24 protein-coding genes are annotated in these 14,799 nt (G+C 39.7%); 11 read left to right on the plus strand and 13 right to left on the minus strand.

The features are described from left to right. Nucleotides 1-250: 250 nt before the first annotated feature. The gene (locus tag ACYVRA_RS13285; protein ID WP_461253199.1) at nt 251-472 is read left to right on the plus strand and encodes a hypothetical protein; all 222 of its coding nucleotides are present in this window, start codon (nt 251-253) and stop codon (nt 470-472) included. 196 nt (nt 473-668) lie between these two features. Here ACYVRA_RS13285 and ACYVRA_RS13290 read toward each other — a convergent pair whose 3' ends face one another. Then, nucleotides 669-1,106, minus strand: coding sequence for a type II toxin-antitoxin system VapC family toxin (locus ACYVRA_RS13290; RefSeq protein WP_461253200.1), 438 nt, complete (start codon nt 1,104-1,106; stop codon nt 669-671). Continuing rightward, nucleotides 1,049-1,270, minus strand: coding sequence for a hypothetical protein (locus ACYVRA_RS13295; RefSeq protein ID WP_461253201.1), 222 nt, complete (start codon nt 1,268-1,270; stop codon nt 1,049-1,051). The genes ACYVRA_RS13290 and ACYVRA_RS13295 overlap by 58 nt, the downstream gene beginning before the upstream one ends. A gap of 369 nt (nt 1,271-1,639) precedes the next feature. On the opposite strand from ACYVRA_RS13295, the gene ACYVRA_RS13300 reads away from it, so the two are divergent. Together ACYVRA_RS13300 and ACYVRA_RS13305 are read left to right on the plus strand one after the other, a co-directional pair. Next, complete coding sequence (locus tag ACYVRA_RS13300) at nt 1,640-1,888, plus strand: AbrB/MazE/SpoVT family DNA-binding domain-containing protein (protein WP_461253202.1); 249 nt, start codon at nt 1,640-1,642, stop codon at nt 1,886-1,888. Continuing rightward, entirely contained in the window at nt 1,876-2,205 is a 330-nt protein-coding gene (locus tag ACYVRA_RS13305) for a type II toxin-antitoxin system PemK/MazF family toxin (RefSeq protein WP_461253203.1), read from the plus strand. Before ACYVRA_RS13300 ends, ACYVRA_RS13305 begins: the two co-directional genes overlap by 13 nt. 149 nt (nt 2,206-2,354) lie before the next feature. Here ACYVRA_RS13305 and ACYVRA_RS13310 read toward each other — a convergent pair whose 3' ends face one another. From ACYVRA_RS13310 to ACYVRA_RS13320, 3 genes are all read right to left on the minus strand, one after another. After that, complete coding sequence (locus ACYVRA_RS13310) at nt 2,355-2,825, minus strand: hypothetical protein (protein WP_461253204.1); 471 nt, start codon at nt 2,823-2,825, stop codon at nt 2,355-2,357. A 184-nt stretch (nt 2,826-3,009) separates the two neighbouring features. After that, complete coding sequence (locus ACYVRA_RS13315; protein ID WP_461253205.1) at nt 3,010-4,920, minus strand: tetratricopeptide repeat protein; 1,911 nt, start codon at nt 4,918-4,920, stop codon at nt 3,010-3,012. 1 nt (nt 4,921) lies between these two features. After that, nucleotides 4,922-5,122: a hypothetical protein gene (locus tag ACYVRA_RS13320; protein WP_461253206.1), complete on the minus strand. Its 201-nt coding sequence runs from the start codon at nt 5,120-5,122 to the stop codon at nt 4,922-4,924. A 182-nt stretch (nt 5,123-5,304) separates the two neighbouring features. On the opposite strand from ACYVRA_RS13320, the gene ACYVRA_RS13325 reads away from it, so the two are divergent. Further along, on the plus strand, nt 5,305-5,685 hold the full coding sequence (locus ACYVRA_RS13325) for a helix-turn-helix domain-containing protein (RefSeq protein WP_461253207.1): 381 nt from the start codon (nt 5,305-5,307) through the stop codon (nt 5,683-5,685). 197 nt (nt 5,686-5,882) lie between these two features. Here the strand turns inward: ACYVRA_RS13325 and ACYVRA_RS13330 are convergent, their stop codons facing one another. After that, on the minus strand, nt 5,883-6,110 hold the full coding sequence (locus ACYVRA_RS13330; protein WP_461253208.1) for a hypothetical protein: 228 nt from the start codon (nt 6,108-6,110) through the stop codon (nt 5,883-5,885). Then, nucleotides 6,107-6,454, minus strand: a complete 348-nt coding sequence (locus ACYVRA_RS13335; RefSeq protein ID WP_461253209.1) for a hypothetical protein — start codon at nt 6,452-6,454, stop codon at nt 6,107-6,109. The genes ACYVRA_RS13330 and ACYVRA_RS13335 overlap by 4 nt, the downstream gene beginning before the upstream one ends. Nucleotides 6,455-6,822: 368 nt before the next feature. Between ACYVRA_RS13335 and ACYVRA_RS13340 the strand changes: the two genes are divergently transcribed. Continuing rightward, nucleotides 6,823-7,110, plus strand: coding sequence for a type II toxin-antitoxin system Phd/YefM family antitoxin (locus ACYVRA_RS13340; RefSeq protein WP_461253210.1), 288 nt, complete (start codon nt 6,823-6,825; stop codon nt 7,108-7,110). Further along, nucleotides 7,103-7,444: a type II toxin-antitoxin system RelE/ParE family toxin gene (locus ACYVRA_RS13345; RefSeq protein WP_461253211.1), complete on the plus strand. Its 342-nt coding sequence runs from the start codon at nt 7,103-7,105 to the stop codon at nt 7,442-7,444. Before ACYVRA_RS13340 ends, ACYVRA_RS13345 begins: the two co-directional genes overlap by 8 nt. A gap of 428 nt (nt 7,445-7,872) precedes the next feature. Here ACYVRA_RS13345 and ACYVRA_RS13350 read toward each other — a convergent pair whose 3' ends face one another. The 3 genes from ACYVRA_RS13350 to ACYVRA_RS13360 all read right to left on the minus strand — a co-directional run bounded on the left by ACYVRA_RS13350 (nt 7,873) and on the right by ACYVRA_RS13360 (nt 9,422). Beyond that, nucleotides 7,873-8,142 carry a hypothetical protein gene (locus ACYVRA_RS13350; RefSeq protein WP_461253212.1) on the minus strand — a complete coding sequence of 90 codons (270 nt, stop codon included), beginning with the start codon at nt 8,140-8,142 and terminating at the stop codon, nt 7,873-7,875. 435 nt (nt 8,143-8,577) lie between these two features. Continuing rightward, a complete protein-coding gene (locus tag ACYVRA_RS13355) occupies nt 8,578-8,901 on the minus strand; it encodes a hypothetical protein (protein ID WP_461253213.1) in 324 nt (107 codons plus the stop codon). A gap of 71 nt (nt 8,902-8,972) precedes the next feature. Further along, nucleotides 8,973-9,422, minus strand: coding sequence for a hypothetical protein (locus ACYVRA_RS13360; protein ID WP_461253214.1), 450 nt, complete (start codon nt 9,420-9,422; stop codon nt 8,973-8,975). A gap of 196 nt (nt 9,423-9,618) precedes the next feature. On the opposite strand from ACYVRA_RS13360, the gene ACYVRA_RS13365 reads away from it, so the two are divergent. Both ACYVRA_RS13365 and ACYVRA_RS13370 read left to right on the plus strand, forming a co-directional pair. Continuing rightward, a complete protein-coding gene (locus ACYVRA_RS13365; protein ID WP_461253215.1) occupies nt 9,619-9,939 on the plus strand; it encodes a helix-turn-helix domain-containing protein in 321 nt (106 codons plus the stop codon). Between the two features lie 209 nt (nt 9,940-10,148). Further along, on the plus strand, nt 10,149-11,057 hold the full coding sequence (locus ACYVRA_RS13370) for an Rpn family recombination-promoting nuclease/putative transposase (protein WP_461253216.1): 909 nt from the start codon (nt 10,149-10,151) through the stop codon (nt 11,055-11,057). A gap of 108 nt (nt 11,058-11,165) precedes the next feature. Here the strand turns inward: ACYVRA_RS13370 and rimM are convergent, their stop codons facing one another. The 3 genes from rimM to rpsP are packed head-to-tail and all read right to left on the minus strand — an operon-like array spanning nt 11,166 to nt 12,239. Beyond that, nucleotides 11,166-11,696 (minus strand): ribosome maturation factor RimM, encoded by a 531-nt coding sequence (rimM, locus tag ACYVRA_RS13375; RefSeq protein ID WP_461253217.1) that lies wholly within the window; start codon nt 11,694-11,696, stop codon nt 11,166-11,168. Nucleotides 11,697-11,704: 8 nt separating this feature from the next. Continuing rightward, nucleotides 11,705-11,938, minus strand: coding sequence for a KH domain-containing protein (locus tag ACYVRA_RS13380; protein WP_461253462.1), 234 nt, complete (start codon nt 11,936-11,938; stop codon nt 11,705-11,707). Between the two features lie 49 nt (nt 11,939-11,987). Next, nucleotides 11,988-12,239, minus strand: coding sequence for a 30S ribosomal protein S16 (rpsP, locus tag ACYVRA_RS13385; protein WP_461253218.1), 252 nt, complete (start codon nt 12,237-12,239; stop codon nt 11,988-11,990). Nucleotides 12,240-12,438: 199 nt separating this feature from the next. Here rpsP and ACYVRA_RS13390 point away from each other — a divergent pair, with 199 nt between their 5' ends. From ACYVRA_RS13390 to ACYVRA_RS13400, 3 genes are all read left to right on the plus strand, one after another. Continuing rightward, nucleotides 12,439-12,813 carry a hypothetical protein gene (locus tag ACYVRA_RS13390; RefSeq protein ID WP_461253219.1) on the plus strand — a complete coding sequence of 125 codons (375 nt, stop codon included), beginning with the start codon at nt 12,439-12,441 and terminating at the stop codon, nt 12,811-12,813. Between the two features lie 159 nt (nt 12,814-12,972). Then, nucleotides 12,973-14,070 carry an adenylate/guanylate cyclase domain-containing protein gene (locus tag ACYVRA_RS13395; RefSeq protein WP_461253220.1) on the plus strand — a complete coding sequence of 366 codons (1,098 nt, stop codon included), beginning with the start codon at nt 12,973-12,975 and terminating at the stop codon, nt 14,068-14,070. Between the two features lie 239 nt (nt 14,071-14,309). Beyond that, nucleotides 14,310-14,795 carry an S-ribosylhomocysteine lyase gene (locus ACYVRA_RS13400; protein WP_461253221.1) on the plus strand — a complete coding sequence of 162 codons (486 nt, stop codon included), beginning with the start codon at nt 14,310-14,312 and terminating at the stop codon, nt 14,793-14,795. Nucleotides 14,796-14,799: the final 4 nt, after the last annotated feature.

The raw sequence follows: 14,799 nt of genomic DNA on the forward strand, positions 1-14,799 counted from the left end.
TGTTTTTTCTAAGTGAGGGCAAGATGTAGACTTGAGAATTTTCTTTAGTACAGGTGGGCAGGCTACGCGCAGTAGCTCACATAGAAATATATGTCAGTATCGAAAGAATTTTTTATCAGTTAAGCGTTGTCTTGTAGTGGAAAATTTTTTCCCTAGAAAAGCAGAAAAAACGGAAACAAATACTGTGCGTGTCCCAATGTCTGCGATACCGGCGGTTGACAAAAACGGCGAACATTAATATATTCAGAATATGACAAAAACCGCACTATTAATGAGAGAGATTGAAACCATGCTGGAAGAAACGGCCGTTGAACTGCTTGACTTTGCCATGTTTTTAAAGGGCAAGCAAACACTGTCGAAACAGCCACATAGAATAGCTACAAAAGACGCTTATGGCATTTTCAAAGGAATTAACACGCATTTTGAGCGGGATGAAGATCATTTACGCTACCGCTGTCTTGCGGGACGCTGATCTATACACTCAGGACAAACATTTTGAAAATCTTGATCGTGTCCATTATTTCTCAAAATATTCTAAACAGTGATAAAGGTGAGTGTCAGGTACAGTTGCGTTTGCCACAAGTATTTTATTTGGCATACATCTTAGAACGCAGGTGGGGCATGGTAGCTCGTGGGAGCAATTCGCTATTAATAAACAAGGGGTTTTCTTAAGTTTCAGTAACAGGATTATCCCAAGGGTTTACGAGTATAAGATCGGGTATTTTCTTAAAATCGCTAATATTACGAGTAACCAAAGTAAAACCTTCAAGCAAAGCGGTTGCCGCGATTATTGCGTCCGGTAATTTAATTTTAATCTGTTTGCATAATTTAATAGTGCGTTCAATAACATTGTTGCTTAAAGGATAAATTTTAGACATATTTATAAATTCTTCCAAAACAGCTTCATTTTCCGGAGTATCGTTGAATCTTAATACTTCTATCTGTGAAATAACGGAAATATTAGGTCTATTACTGATAATTTCAGACACAATCTTCATACCATGTGAAGGAATTCGCCCTGCGAGGTATCCGATAATAACGTTTGAATCTAAAAAATATCCCTGTCCCATTCGTTCCGACCTTCCTGCAAGGTTTTTTGATAACATTCATACTGTTTATCAGAGAGTTTTAACGCTCCTGCTAGATGAGTATATGGATTCGGACTGGAAGTGGTTTGAGGCGGAACATTTACCCGTATTAGATCAAGATGTTCCATATCTGAAAGGAGATTTAACGCTTTGTCATTAATAACTTCAACTGTTACTGTCATATTACAAGTATATACTGTGTTATAAAACTTTTGCAAGTTACTTAAAGATTGGGGAGTTCTACTGTTGGTTAGGGAGAATTTACCCCGATTTAAGCTGTTTTTAGGCTTAATGTTATCTTTTTATTCGTTTTCATCATTATTGGCATTTGCCGCCTGAAGATACATCTTAGAACGCAGGTGGGGGCATAGTAGGTAACTCATCTGTGTCATTATTTTGGTGTCAGATACAGTTGCGTTACTGGGAGATTATCTTACTTACCAGACTTACTATTTACTATTCACTATCCACTATTCACTATCTGCTATTCACTAATCACCTACTTGACAGTTTTTGTAATTACAATATAATTACAATATTGAGGTGTAATTATGTTGGCTTCTGTTATCCAAATTGGCAATTCTCGCGGTATCAGATTACCTAAAAGAATTTTCCATGAATTGAAAATAAAAGATGAAGTGGAATTAATTATCAATAAAGATAAATTAATAATTAAAGGCGTAAAAAAAAGGCCACGGCAAGGTTGGAGTGAAGCCTTTTCAAAAAAGCCGGATGACAAAGCGGAAAAATTATTACTTCCTGAAAATATTGACGACGAAACTTTTGAATGGGTTTGGTGATGGAACAATACTCAATCTGTCTTGTTAATCTGGAACCAACGATTGGGCATGAGATAAAAAAGACTCGTCCTTGCGTGATTATTTCCCCGAATGAAATGAATCAACACATTTCAACTATTATTATCGCGCCAATGACGACAAAATCGCACGCTTACCCTACTCGCGTACCGTTGACATTTAAAGGCAAAAAAGGCTGGATTGTCCTGGATCAAATCAGGGCTTTAGATAAAAGACGCGCCATTAAAAAACTTGGAAAGCTCAGTCCAAATAAAATAACAGAAGTAAAAAATGTTATTAATGAAATGCTCGTGGAGTGAGACTGTTTAAATGTAGTAATTAGCGGATAGTTTTGTTGTTTGGGAGATTTATCTGGCTTACAAAAATTGCTATTCACTACCACTACACCGCCCCTAGCGTATAAATGTCGCCTGACGGCACTATGAAAAAGCGGTAACAGACAGTTGCGTTACCTAATCCATTCGGAAATCCGCATTTCTGGCGATATACGTTTCATTTTTTCAGTATTACCATCAACGCCATCATTAATAAATACTCCTGTAAATTTATAATTATCATTGGGCTTTTTTGAAAAAATAGCTCTTTCTACATTCAGCGGATTGCTTATATGGCCTTTTGGCTCACCGCAAAATATTTGGTGCAAGTGCAGTTCATCCGGCATAGTATTTATCCAAACACCATGACGTTTATCAAGAGGAGGAAACCATATATATTTTTTCTCACTAATTTTGAAGTAACATTTTCCAAAGCACGCAAAACCTTGTTTATAATTTTTATTAAAAAGGCTATTAAAAACATCGACCTTATTTTTAAAACTTATATTATCGTTTATATGAAGTATATCTCGTTCAAGAATACCATGTAGAATATTCTTATCTACAACATCAGTTATATTATGAAATACTTTTCCTTTATCCATTTTCCTTCTCCTTGTTTGTTTTTCTCAACTTTATCTTCTAAACAGGGAACGACAGCTAACAGCTCTGCTCCCTGTTTGATAAGACCTTCACCACCAGTAGTGTATAAATGTCGCATAACGGCACTTGGCAAAAGTGGTGACAATCACCACTGCGTTACCTACTACCACTTTTCCCTAACGTACCCTACCTTCCCCGCGCCTTCCGCGCGTTTTCAAGCAATGTCTTTGCATTGGCATCGTTCGGGTTAATCCGTAGCGCCGCCTCATAGTCCGCGATGGCCCGGTCATAGTCTTTATTCATGTGATACGCCATGCCCCGGTTGATATACGAAAAGGCATCATTGGGGTCTAGCTTGATAGTCTGACTATGGTCCGCGATGGCTCGGTCATAGTCTTTTTTCATGTAATACATGTTGCCCCGACTATAATACGCAACGGCGTAATTGGGGTTAAGCCGGATCGCCTCGCCGTAGTCCGCTATGGCCCTGTCATAGTCGCCCTTGGCATCGTATGCAGAGCCCCGGTTGTTATACGCGACGGTGTAATTGGGGTTCAGCCGGATCGCCTGATTATAGTCCTCGATGGCACGGTCACAGTCTTTATTCATGTGATACACCATGCCCCGGTTGTTATACGCGACGGCGTAATTGGGGTTCAGCCGGATCGCCTGATTATAGTCCTCAATGGCACGGTCATAGTCGCCCTTGTTATAGTACGTATTACCCCGGTTGTTATACGCGACGGCGTAATTGGGGTTCAGCCGGATCGCCTGATTATAGTCCTCGATGGCCCGGTCATAATCGCCCTTGGCATCGTATGCAAAGCCCCGGTTGTTATACGCTTCTGCGAAATAGGGGTATAGCTTGATAGCCTGGTTATAGTCCGCGATGGCCCGGTCATAATCGCCCTTGTTTTTGTACGCAATGCCCCGGTTGTTATACGCATTGGCATAATTGGGATTCAGCCGGAGCGCCTGGTTATAGTCCGCTATGGCCCGGTCATAGTCGCCCTTGTCGCTGTACGCATTGCCCCGTTCAATGTAGATATGGGCGTTATTTGGATCAAGTTGGAGCGCGGCGGTAAAATCCGCTATTGCTAAATCGTAAGCGCGAGTCTGGTCCGCCGTAGCCTTTCCGTTGGTTGAGATTGTATTGATGTAGCTGAAATTAGTGCCTACGTCGGTTACTCTTGACACGCTGGCGTACCATGCCCTGCCTCGCAGACTATAGGCTGCGCCCATGTTCGGGTTCAGCTTCAGAGCTTCGGTAAAGTCGGCGATTGCCATTTCGTAATTGCCCCGGCTGGCAAACAAAATACCTCGGTCAAGAAAGGTTCCGGCTGTCTGCGGCGTGGTTGTTTCGGTTACTCCGTACTTGGCGGTTTTAACAGTAGTCTTTTGTTTGGCAAGGGTCGCAATCATGTTTTTCGTTTCCCTGTCGTTACGCACCATAAGCCGAGTAACGCTACTCAGCGTGTCCTTTTCCACTTGGATCGCGCTTGCCCTGAAACGGTAGGAACCGCCGAGGCCGGTCAACTGCCCGGTTATGACCATCTGCGCCCCAAGGAACTTGCCAACGGACTGGGCGGTCTCATCACTTACGTCCCCGGACATCTGGAAGTTAAGCTCCTTGTACACGTAGGCAAGGTTCTGCCTGTCCGCCACCTCAATGCCTCGGTCAACGAGCGCACCTGTGAGTTCTTCCATAATAAAGTCCGAAAGGTTGTCACTCTCGGATTCAAACGCGACGATAGCCACGCGGCTGCCTTTGGGCAGGTTCGTCGCGATTTTATCCGCCGACTGCTCCACAGCCTCCAGCAGGGAAACACCCGCCCCACTCCCGCCGCCTTTGCTAACACTACCTATACTGGCGCAGGACGACAATAAAGCCATAATCAAAAGAAACAGAATTCCCCATCGTTTTTTCATAGCGGTACCTGATACTGTTTTAGCATTTATATCACTCAAAAAAACTTTCTCATTTTTATTATCATTGGGCTTCATTTCTAGTCTTCGCGTTCCTTTATAACCGACATCCACACGACTATAAAGTTTATAGAGCGTAAGTTTCTTTACGCCGATAAATTTACTTTTCATGTTATTCCTTGCCTACCCGTCCAAGGTTTCCCCCATCCTCATACGAAGACAGATCTCCTCCATCCTCAACTAAAACCTTGTTTTTCCTCTGGATTTCCAGAAGTTCGCTTGCCGTCATATTTACCCTAACACGCATTTCGAGAGGTAAATCCTTGTAGGCTTTACTAACATAATCAGATACTTTTTGGTCTTTGCTGTTCATATTACACTTCCTTTTAAGTACCCATAGCAATATATTAAGATTGCATAGAGTATTTGTCAATAGTTCATGCGAACTATTGTTTTATGCCTTTGGGCATAACTATACACGGCCAAATAAATGGCAGAAAAATGAGATTGCTTGCTTTTTCCTTTTTATTCTTCTATATTGATAAGGGAAAAAGTATGATTGCTACGATTCAGGACAGGTTTATCGCCGTAAGGGAAGCATTAGGCATAACACAAAGAGACTTTTGCAAGGGCATCTTTGTGAGCCAGTCCTATTACGCTCAAATAGAGGGTGGAAAAAGACCTGTCAATGACCGTATTATCGCCCTGATTTGTTCACAGTATGGCGTGAAAAAAGAGTTTCTTCTTACTGGAAAAGGGAAAATGTTCAGAGAAGACCTGCCTGATATACAACTTAAACAACTTTTGGATGTTTTTCATGAACTTGACCCTCCTTTTAAGGACTATATTGTCTTACAAATTAAACAACTGGTAGAAGCTGTTAAAAAACAAGGGGCGGATTCAACCCATAAGGGTAAAAAGCGCTCCCATGATTAACAGTAATTACATATAATATAATAATACGAGTGTATAATTTTTTATACAGAGCCGTAAAACGTACATGTTTAGGCGCAAAGGCGTTGAACATCAAAAAAAGGGAAAAACAGCAATGGAACCGATAAAAACAACCGGTTTTTAGAGATTCCCATTTTTCATTCTAAAACACAAAGATAAGGAAGCTCTCTACATCGCAGTTACCCTTTATGAGCAACAAGAGGAACTTTCAACGCAGACCTCGTGCCAGAAACAGAGTCTGCCACTATCCGCTGGCGCGGTTTTTTGGTAGCCTTTAAAACCGTTGTTTTGGCATTGGATTTGGTTTTAGGTTTAGCCTTGGCTTTTGTTCGCAGTTCTGTAAAATAGCCTTTCGCTTCCATTTTTTCAAATGCTTTGGCAAATACAGCTTCATCTTTTTTCGTCATTTTTGTTCCCTTATTATAGAACGGGTAAAAGCGATTATTAAGCTTTGGCTTATTCGCCCTCTCGGTTTTATTATATAAACCGTTTCCCTATTAACTTTAATTTCTAATGCTCCTTCAGCGTTTTCAATGAATGTAACTGGTATACTCTTTGATTCAATCAGGATTTTTGTTGATAATACCAACTTTTCATCCCTTCCTTTATCTTTAGTATACGCACTCCTAAAATCATTTTCGGCAAAATCAACTTCCCACTGAACTTTTGTAGACGTATGTGCCTCATAATACTTGGGAAATCCATCTCTTATTGCTAATATCTCCCTTGTGTGGTTAAATTTGATTGCCACAATATCTCCCACCGCCCCAATATATTATGTATATCACTATGTTGATTGTATGTCAATAAAAAAAGCGTCGGTAATTTCGGGAAATAGGGTTAAAAGTGTGTATTTCATTCTAGAATCCAAAGATAAGGAAGCTCTCTACGTCACAGTTACCCTTTATGAGCAAAAAGAGGAACTTTCAATGCAGATCTCGTGCTTGAAACAGAGTCTGCCGCTATCCGCTGGCGCGGTTTTTTGGTAACTTTTAAAGCCGTTGGTTTGGTAATAGATAAAAAAAAGCGAATTACTTGCCCACTAAAACACATCAAAAAAAGACTTGATAAAACAGTCTTTCTTTGGTATTATTAAAGTACTTACCTTTGGAGGTTTTTATGAATGTTAATTTAAAAGAAGATGTAAAACCAATTTCCTATATAAAGACAAATGCGGCGGAAATGATTGACTATATCAATAAATGTAAAAATCCAATAATTATTACTCAACATGGTGAAGCAAAAGGGGTCTTTCTGGACATTGAATCATATCAGGATATGATCAATGCATTATCTTTAATGAAATTATTACAGTTTTCCGAGAAATCTATCCGAGAAGGAAAAGTTTATGATAATGACCAAGTATTTTTAGAATTAAGAAAAAAAATTGGTCAAAATAATGGATAAAAAATATTTCATAAAATGGACTGCGCCCGCAAGGGAAGACATAAACGATATTATTGATTATATCTCAAAAACAAATATAGATTATGCAATAAAAATATTAGACAGTATAGAAAAGAATGTTAAAAATTTGGATATGTTTCCCGAGCGGTATAGAATTGTTCCTGAATTGGAAAAATACGGATATTTAATTTATAGAGAAATAATAGTTGAATATTGGAAGATAATATATAAAATTGAAAATGATTATGTATATATAATGCTGGTAATAGACGGAAGAAGAAATTTAGAAGATTTGTTGTTAAAAAAAATAATTTTAAGAGAAAATGAAATATAAAGCAAAAAGATATACGTTCTAAAGTTTGAGCGAGATTATTTCTACTTTTTTCTAAGAGGTAAAACGATGTATGCCCAAAGAATTTATTTAGTACAGTCAGGGCAGGGCTGCGGGTGGCAAAAACTCTGGGGGAACCCGACTCCGAGCCTTTCCGGCGACTGAACAGCGTAGGTAGAAAGCTTTATCTAGGGTTTGTCGCCGGACATTATTCTCTGAATTTTCTTTGTTTTATTCCAAAGTCTCTACGTCGGGGAACCCACAGAAGATGTTTTTGCCACCCGCAGCCCTGCCCTGACTGTACTCAAGGATTTATTGGGCATACATCTTATGGCGCTAATAGAAAAGGTGTCAATCATCATCCAATTTGTAGAAACACCTACAGTGTTTACGCAAGCCTCAGGGTGTCAATCACCTAATAGTGCCCTATGTTATTCAACCACAATGAGTATATCACTTATCCACATATTATCAATAAATGGAAGGTCTGTACGCTTTGTTCCAACCCAATAATAAGGTCTGAACATAGAATTATTTATATGACGACCTGCAATGTAAATTGTGTCGTTTTTAATAGTGATTCCATCAGCTAATGATTGCGAATCCAAGTCTGTACGAGTTGTATTTGTCCAATAACAGGCTTTATCAATATTGGACTCTTTATAATTACCTACGGTGTATACTGTACCACCTACAACCATAATTGCAACAGCAGAAGGGTATAATACCCCAGCAGGAATATTCAGGTTTGAACACGATGTGCCAATCCAATAACAAGGCTTCCTAAAACCAGAATCAACATAACTGCCCGCAGTATAAACTATGCCGTTTTCTATTATAATTCCTTCAGCCCAAGAATTCGATGCTTCAGCAGGATGCAGATTTACATACTCTGTTCCAATCCAATAACAGGCTGTAGCCCAACCTGTCGATCTTGTATAATAACCTGAGGTAAATATTTTTCCGTTATAAACTGTGATTCCAGTGATAACAGGACTTTTTGCTCCAGCAGGGATATTTAAGTCTGTTCGTACAGTATCTATCCAATAACAGGCTTTTAAAACACCAGATTCTCTATAATAACCGCCTACATATACTGTACCATCTATAACTGTGATTACATTTGCCTTGGAACTCTATGCTCCAGTAGGATGCAGATCTGTACACATTGTACCTGTCCAATAACAAGCCTTTGTTGAATCCCATCCCAAATACCCTGCTGTATATACTGTACCGTTTGCGATAGTTATTCCACTTGCGGTAGAAGTTGTTTCTCCAACCGGGGTTTTGAGATCTGTACGCACAGTGTTTTTCCAAAAACATGCTCTCCAATTATTATTAGAATTTGCATAATAACCAACCGTGTATATAGAAATGTTTTTAGTATCCTCTCCAAAAATGTTTGAACAAATAGAGATTAATATAAAAAACAAAATTGTTTTAATATACTGTGTTTTCATTAATTTTACTCCTTTATATAATACCATATATTACTCATACGGTAGTATTTAATTATTTAAAATAAAAAATTTTAATAATCTTTCCGTAGTTGTCCTTCACCGGAAAAAAAGTAAACTTCATTACTTTGTCCAGTTTGATATTCATTATCATGAGTCATGTAGAAAACATGTAGGGTTCTTGGATTAATATATGATAAACTAATAACAACAGCACGTGAATAATTCCAACTTTTGCTTACAAACGAATAAATAAGATTATTTCCAGCGTAAAGATAATAATCTTCATCAGTCTCAGACGGAATCCATAACTCTTTACCGTTGTCATCCCAAGTTTTGTTATATGAAATTACTCTACTATTAGTTATTTCTATCTTTAAGAAGACCTGATCTCCGCCACCAGAGCCACGCCCAATAAAATTACCGCTCCATGTACCATTAAATTGATTTCTTACAGCCGGATCAGCATAGGTAAATCCTATGAAAACAAAAGATAATAAAATTATTAAAAATACCTTTTTCACATTATCCTCCATGATATTTACAATCTTCAATAATTAACCAACTAACTAGCAATAAAACTTGAAACCGTAAAAATTTATTTTTAATTAAAAACTCCTTTCTTTTATATAAATCTTATATTTCAATAATATATAGAAGTATAAGATTGTTGTCAAGTGAATATAAACAAATTTGAATTAATAAAGCGAATATCATATTATGGAAGAAAAGAAACTCAAAGGGATTTTAGGGAAAAATATAAAGTTTTTTCGCCTTCGCAGGCAGTTTTCACAGGCTGATTTAGCTGAAAAAGCCAATATTTCAATAACATTTTTATCAAATATTGAACGAGGTAATAACTATCCGCAAGCAGGAACACTTTGTAATATAGCAAACGCTCTTGAAATTGAAATTTGGGAATTATTTAAAGGAGACATTTCCTTTAATGAGCAAAATACCATAATTAATCGAATTTCCAAAGATTTTAAGAAACATGTAAACATTGCTCTTGAAACAGTTTATAAAAGTTATATAACATAATCCGAAAATGAAATGCAATTCGTAAAATTGTTAAAAATATTGATTAATTCCTAATCCCTCTTTGTGTTCTTTGTCCCTTCGTGATCTTAGTGTGAAATTTTTCGAAAAATTTTCATTTTCGGTCAAGCAAAACAGCACTCTCACGCCATATATAGGAGCCTGACCGCTTGCAAGTGGTCAGGCGGGAAAAAACTATTATGGAGTTGTTTATGGAAACAATCAATCAAAATCCTGCTATTTACGAGTGGGGCCCCTTCCCTTTCAGGGACGGGGAGCGTATCTTGGACATCCGCTATGACCCGGTGTTCAAAGCCGTATTCACCAAAGACACGTCAGCGTCAAGAGGCGCGTTGTCTGACTTGATTTCTGCGCTTATAGGGCGAACTGTTGAGGTGGAAACCATTATTGCCAATGAGCCGCCTGTTGACGATTTGAGGCAGCGGTATTTGCGTTTCGACGTAGCCTGTAAAACAAAGAATGGCGAGCTTGTTAACGTTGAGATGGCATTCAACCCAATCGCGAGCGAACCTGTACGGCTTGAGTATTATGTTTCAAAGTTATTCGTAGGACAGGGCATTCACGGAATAGATAAAAAATATAATGATTTGAAGGAAACCTATCAAATCGCGATTCTGGCGAATAAGAAATTTTACAATGATGAAAACTTCGTTCACAATTTCTCGTATTGCGATTTGAACAATCGTATTTCGCTGGGCGGAAGAACTAAAATAATCACCATAGAATTGGTAAAAACAGAACTCGTAGCCGAAAAGTCTGTTGAAGAAATGACAAACGCGGAACTGTGGGCGGTATTTTTTCAATATTTGACAGATCCTGAAAAAAGGGCTAAAATAATTGAGATAACCAACCGAGAGGAGGGCATAGCGATGGCGGTAGACACTTTGATAAATATCACCAAAGACGAAATAGAATATGCGCGAATGACTACTCTGATAAAAAGCGAACTTGACTGGCGGAGCGGCATGGCAGATGCTGAAGAAAAAGGCCGTAAAGAAGAAAAACTCGAAAACGCCCGAAAAATGAAAGCTGATAATATGCCCGTATCTCAGATTAGTAAGTACACCGGTCTCTCCTCGGAGACTATTGCCCAGTTGTAATAAAGAAGTGGTTAGTAATTAGTGTTATTGCTAGTAAACTGGAATTGTTGCCAATACTCTTAGCTTACTAACAGCACAAACTACCTACTAACCACTACTATCCCTCTTTCACTCCAAAACCCAAAGATTTTTAATCACCACCCTACCCCTCTGCGGGCTAATCTCAGAAAAAAACTCCTTTCTAAAAGGAACCAAACGTTTTTCGCCGTTCAAAAGTTTAATTTCCGCCAGTTCCCCGTTACCGCCTTCGATTATATCGGTAATAGAACCGACAATTATCTCGCTTGCGCCATTTTCCTCTTCCGCGCCGGAAAAAATTACCGGAAGCCCTTTTAAATCTTCTATATAAAACTCATCATCGCCTAAGGGAGCGGCTTGCTCACGTCCGGCGATTAATTGCGCCCCGTTTATGGTTTTAGCCTTTTCAGGGCTGTCAAATCCGGCAAAACGCATCAGTACTGAGGGCGGAGCGGGGGTAATTTCTTCAATTTGAAGAGATTGCTCTTTGCCGTCCTTGCTAACGACTACCGATTTTAATTTTAGAAGGTGACCGATTTCCCCGGATAAGGGATTAACTTTTACAAAACCTTTAACGCCAAAAGGAGCACCAACTAGTCCAATAATGAACTTTTCGGTCATTTGCCGTATCAGTCCAATATTTCCAGTACTGTGTGTTTACCGGTTCTGGCGCTGGCCGCTTGCAACACAGTCCTTATTGCCTTTGCGATGCGTCCGTGTTTGCCGATTACTTTGCCAATATCTTTCTCAGCTACCCGCAGTTCCAAAATAGTGGATTTTTCGCCCTCGACAATATTTACCTGCACCTGTGAAGGATCGTCCACAAGGGATTTCGCAAGATATTCGATTAAATCTTTTTCCATTGTATTACCTTTGCCCATTACGGGCATACAAACAATATGTGTTTCTTTATTATTTTACGGAAACATTCTTTTTGTTGAAGAGTCTGCGTACCGTATCGGAAACAATCGCGCCTTTCGCAAGCCATGCTTTAGCCTTTTCCACGTCAAAAACAATCTGCTTGTCTTCCGCTTCGATGGGGTGATAGTAGCCAAGCTCCTCAATGGTTTTTCCATCCCGAGGCGCTTGTTTGTCCATAACAACAATGCGGTAATAAGGCCGCTTCTTTGTTCCAAATCTTTTGAGCCGTATTGTGGCGCTCATAAAAAGTCCTCCATAGTCTGACAGTTTGAATTGGGCGGCAGCTCAGACATACTGCCAGTAAGTAAAGTGTAGCGATTTTACGGGGGTTTGTCTAGCGGTATAAAGTCGAACATATCAATATTAACCATGTTGGATATTATTAATGTGGAATTGTCAAATTATCAAAAATATGATAATATTATTTTTATAGGAAAGATATATGAGTAAAAAACAAAAATCCTCAAATCCAAATTCATTTTTGGAAAAATTGACGAAAGCGATTGGGATACAGCTGACGCAGAGTCTATTTTTTATTTCAGCATTGATGGTGCTGCTGGTTTCGATAGTGGTGAATATTCATGTAAACCATTACGAGAAAATGATTACTGAGGCGACTCAGAATCATTTAATGGCAGTGGCGCAGGCGGCGGCGCAATATGTCAGCGTTGAAGAATTGGATCGTTACCATACTGTTGAAGATACAAAAAATCAGAATTATCAGGAGTTAAAAAGGCGGTTGGATCAATTTGCCAAAAAATATAATGTTCTGTATGTCTCCTATCTGCGGCAATACGATCAAGACAATTTCCAATAAATTATTGACAATGACTTTGATCCCAAAACCATAGTAGGTCCCGGAACTGTTAAACCAATTCAGGATATCGCTAGGGCAGCTCTTTCCGGAGATGTAACAGCGACAGACCTGGGTAACTATAACGAAAGCTGGGAAGACCTTCTTGCCGGTTTTGCTCCGGTGTATGATAAAGACGGCAATTTCTACTGTGTCGCGGACGTGGATATAAGCGACAAAGTTATCAGGGAACAGCGCGGTTATTCATTGACTATGACGATATTGCAGATTCTCGCCCTTTCCGTTTCAGTTCTTTTCGGCGTTTTAAATACGATGTTGTACCGAAGGAAAGCGCAGGAAATTGAAGAAGCCCATGTCAAGCTTCAGTATTTCAACAATAATATGCGTCAGGCTTTTTCAACATATTTGTCAGAAGATGTCGTAGAAGAAGTTATATCCGACCCCACCCGAATGCAGCTTGGCGGAATTAACCGGCACATGACAGCTTTGTTTTCCGATATAAAGGGATTTACCGGTATAGCGGAAAAACTTACGCCAGCTCATTTAGTAGATCTCCTTAACCATTATCTTTCCACCATGAGCGATATTATTCTGGAAGAAAAAGGGACTATCGACAAATATCAGGGAGACTCAATTGTTTCTTTCTTTGGCGCGCCTCTGGAACTTGACGATCACGCTCTGCGGGCATGCACTGCCGGAATAATGATGAAGCGGATAGAGAATGAAGTGAATAGGTATGTCCTTGAAAACGGAATAAGCCCTTCGCCGCTGTTGACCCGTATCGGCATTAATACCGGAGAAATGGTAGTAGGAAACATGGGAACGCAAAAAAAGATGAACTACACTATCATCAGTAACGCGGTAAATTTGGCTTCCCGTCTTGAAGGAGTGAACAAGCAATACGGAACTTGGGTGCTTGCCTCGGAATCTACGGTACAGGAAACAAAAGGCAAGTTGCTTACCAGACGGCTTGACCGTGTTAGAGTTGTGGGCATTAACGAACCTGTGCGTATCCATGAAGTATTGGAATTAAAAGCCGACGCGTCTGACGCTTTATTTGAACAAATTTATCTTTTTCATAAAGCGATGGATCTTTTTGAAGTACGCAACTGGAAAGACGCGGAGAGCGCGTTTAAAAAGGTATTGGAAATATACCCCGAAGACGGCCCTTCCAAACATTTTATTGAACGCTGCCGTCAGTATCAGGAATATCCGCCCGCTGCCGATTGGGACGGGAGTTTTAATATTACGGAGAAATAGGAAGTATCTGCCATTAAAACGGCAGATACTTCCACGCTAAGCGACATTAAAACGTCGCTTAGCGTAGCGGTTTACGGCTTTTGCGCAGAGCGCAAAAGCTTAACATTCCGCCTGCGGCGGAACGTCGTAAACCGCCATTGGGGAATTAGCGAGTTGCCTCAATATAGAAATGTTACCGAAATGACTGGTGAGTTGCTTAAAGGCATATATCCTGTTATAGTTAGTTAAAGGAGAGCGGTATGGAAAAAATAGCTAGTTTTCAGGTTGATCATCTTCGGTTAAAACCCGGAGCTTATGTTTCACGGAAAGATCAATTCAAAGATGTGGTGCTTACCACGTTTGATCTTCGTTTTAAAGAGCCGAATAAGGAGCCGGTAATGGATCAGCCGGCGGTGCATACAATTGAACATTTATGCGCGACATTTCTTCGTTCACACAAAGTATGGAGTCCAAAAACAGTATACTTCGGCCCAATGGGTTGCCGCACCGGTTTTTATTTAATTCTGGAAGGAGACTATAAATCCCTTGATATTCTTCCCCTATTAACAGAAATGGCTGAATGGATAGAAAAATTCGAAGGCCCCATTCCCGGCGCTTCCCCCGCCGAATGCGGCAACTGGCGCGATCAAAATATCGACATGGCAAAATGGGAGTGGCGCAGATACATCGCGCTTTTGAAGAAAGCGTCTAAGGAAAATTTGGAGTACCCTAGCGAAATGGTGTAGGGGT

Source organism: Treponema sp. R8-4-B8 (assembly GCF_054786175.1).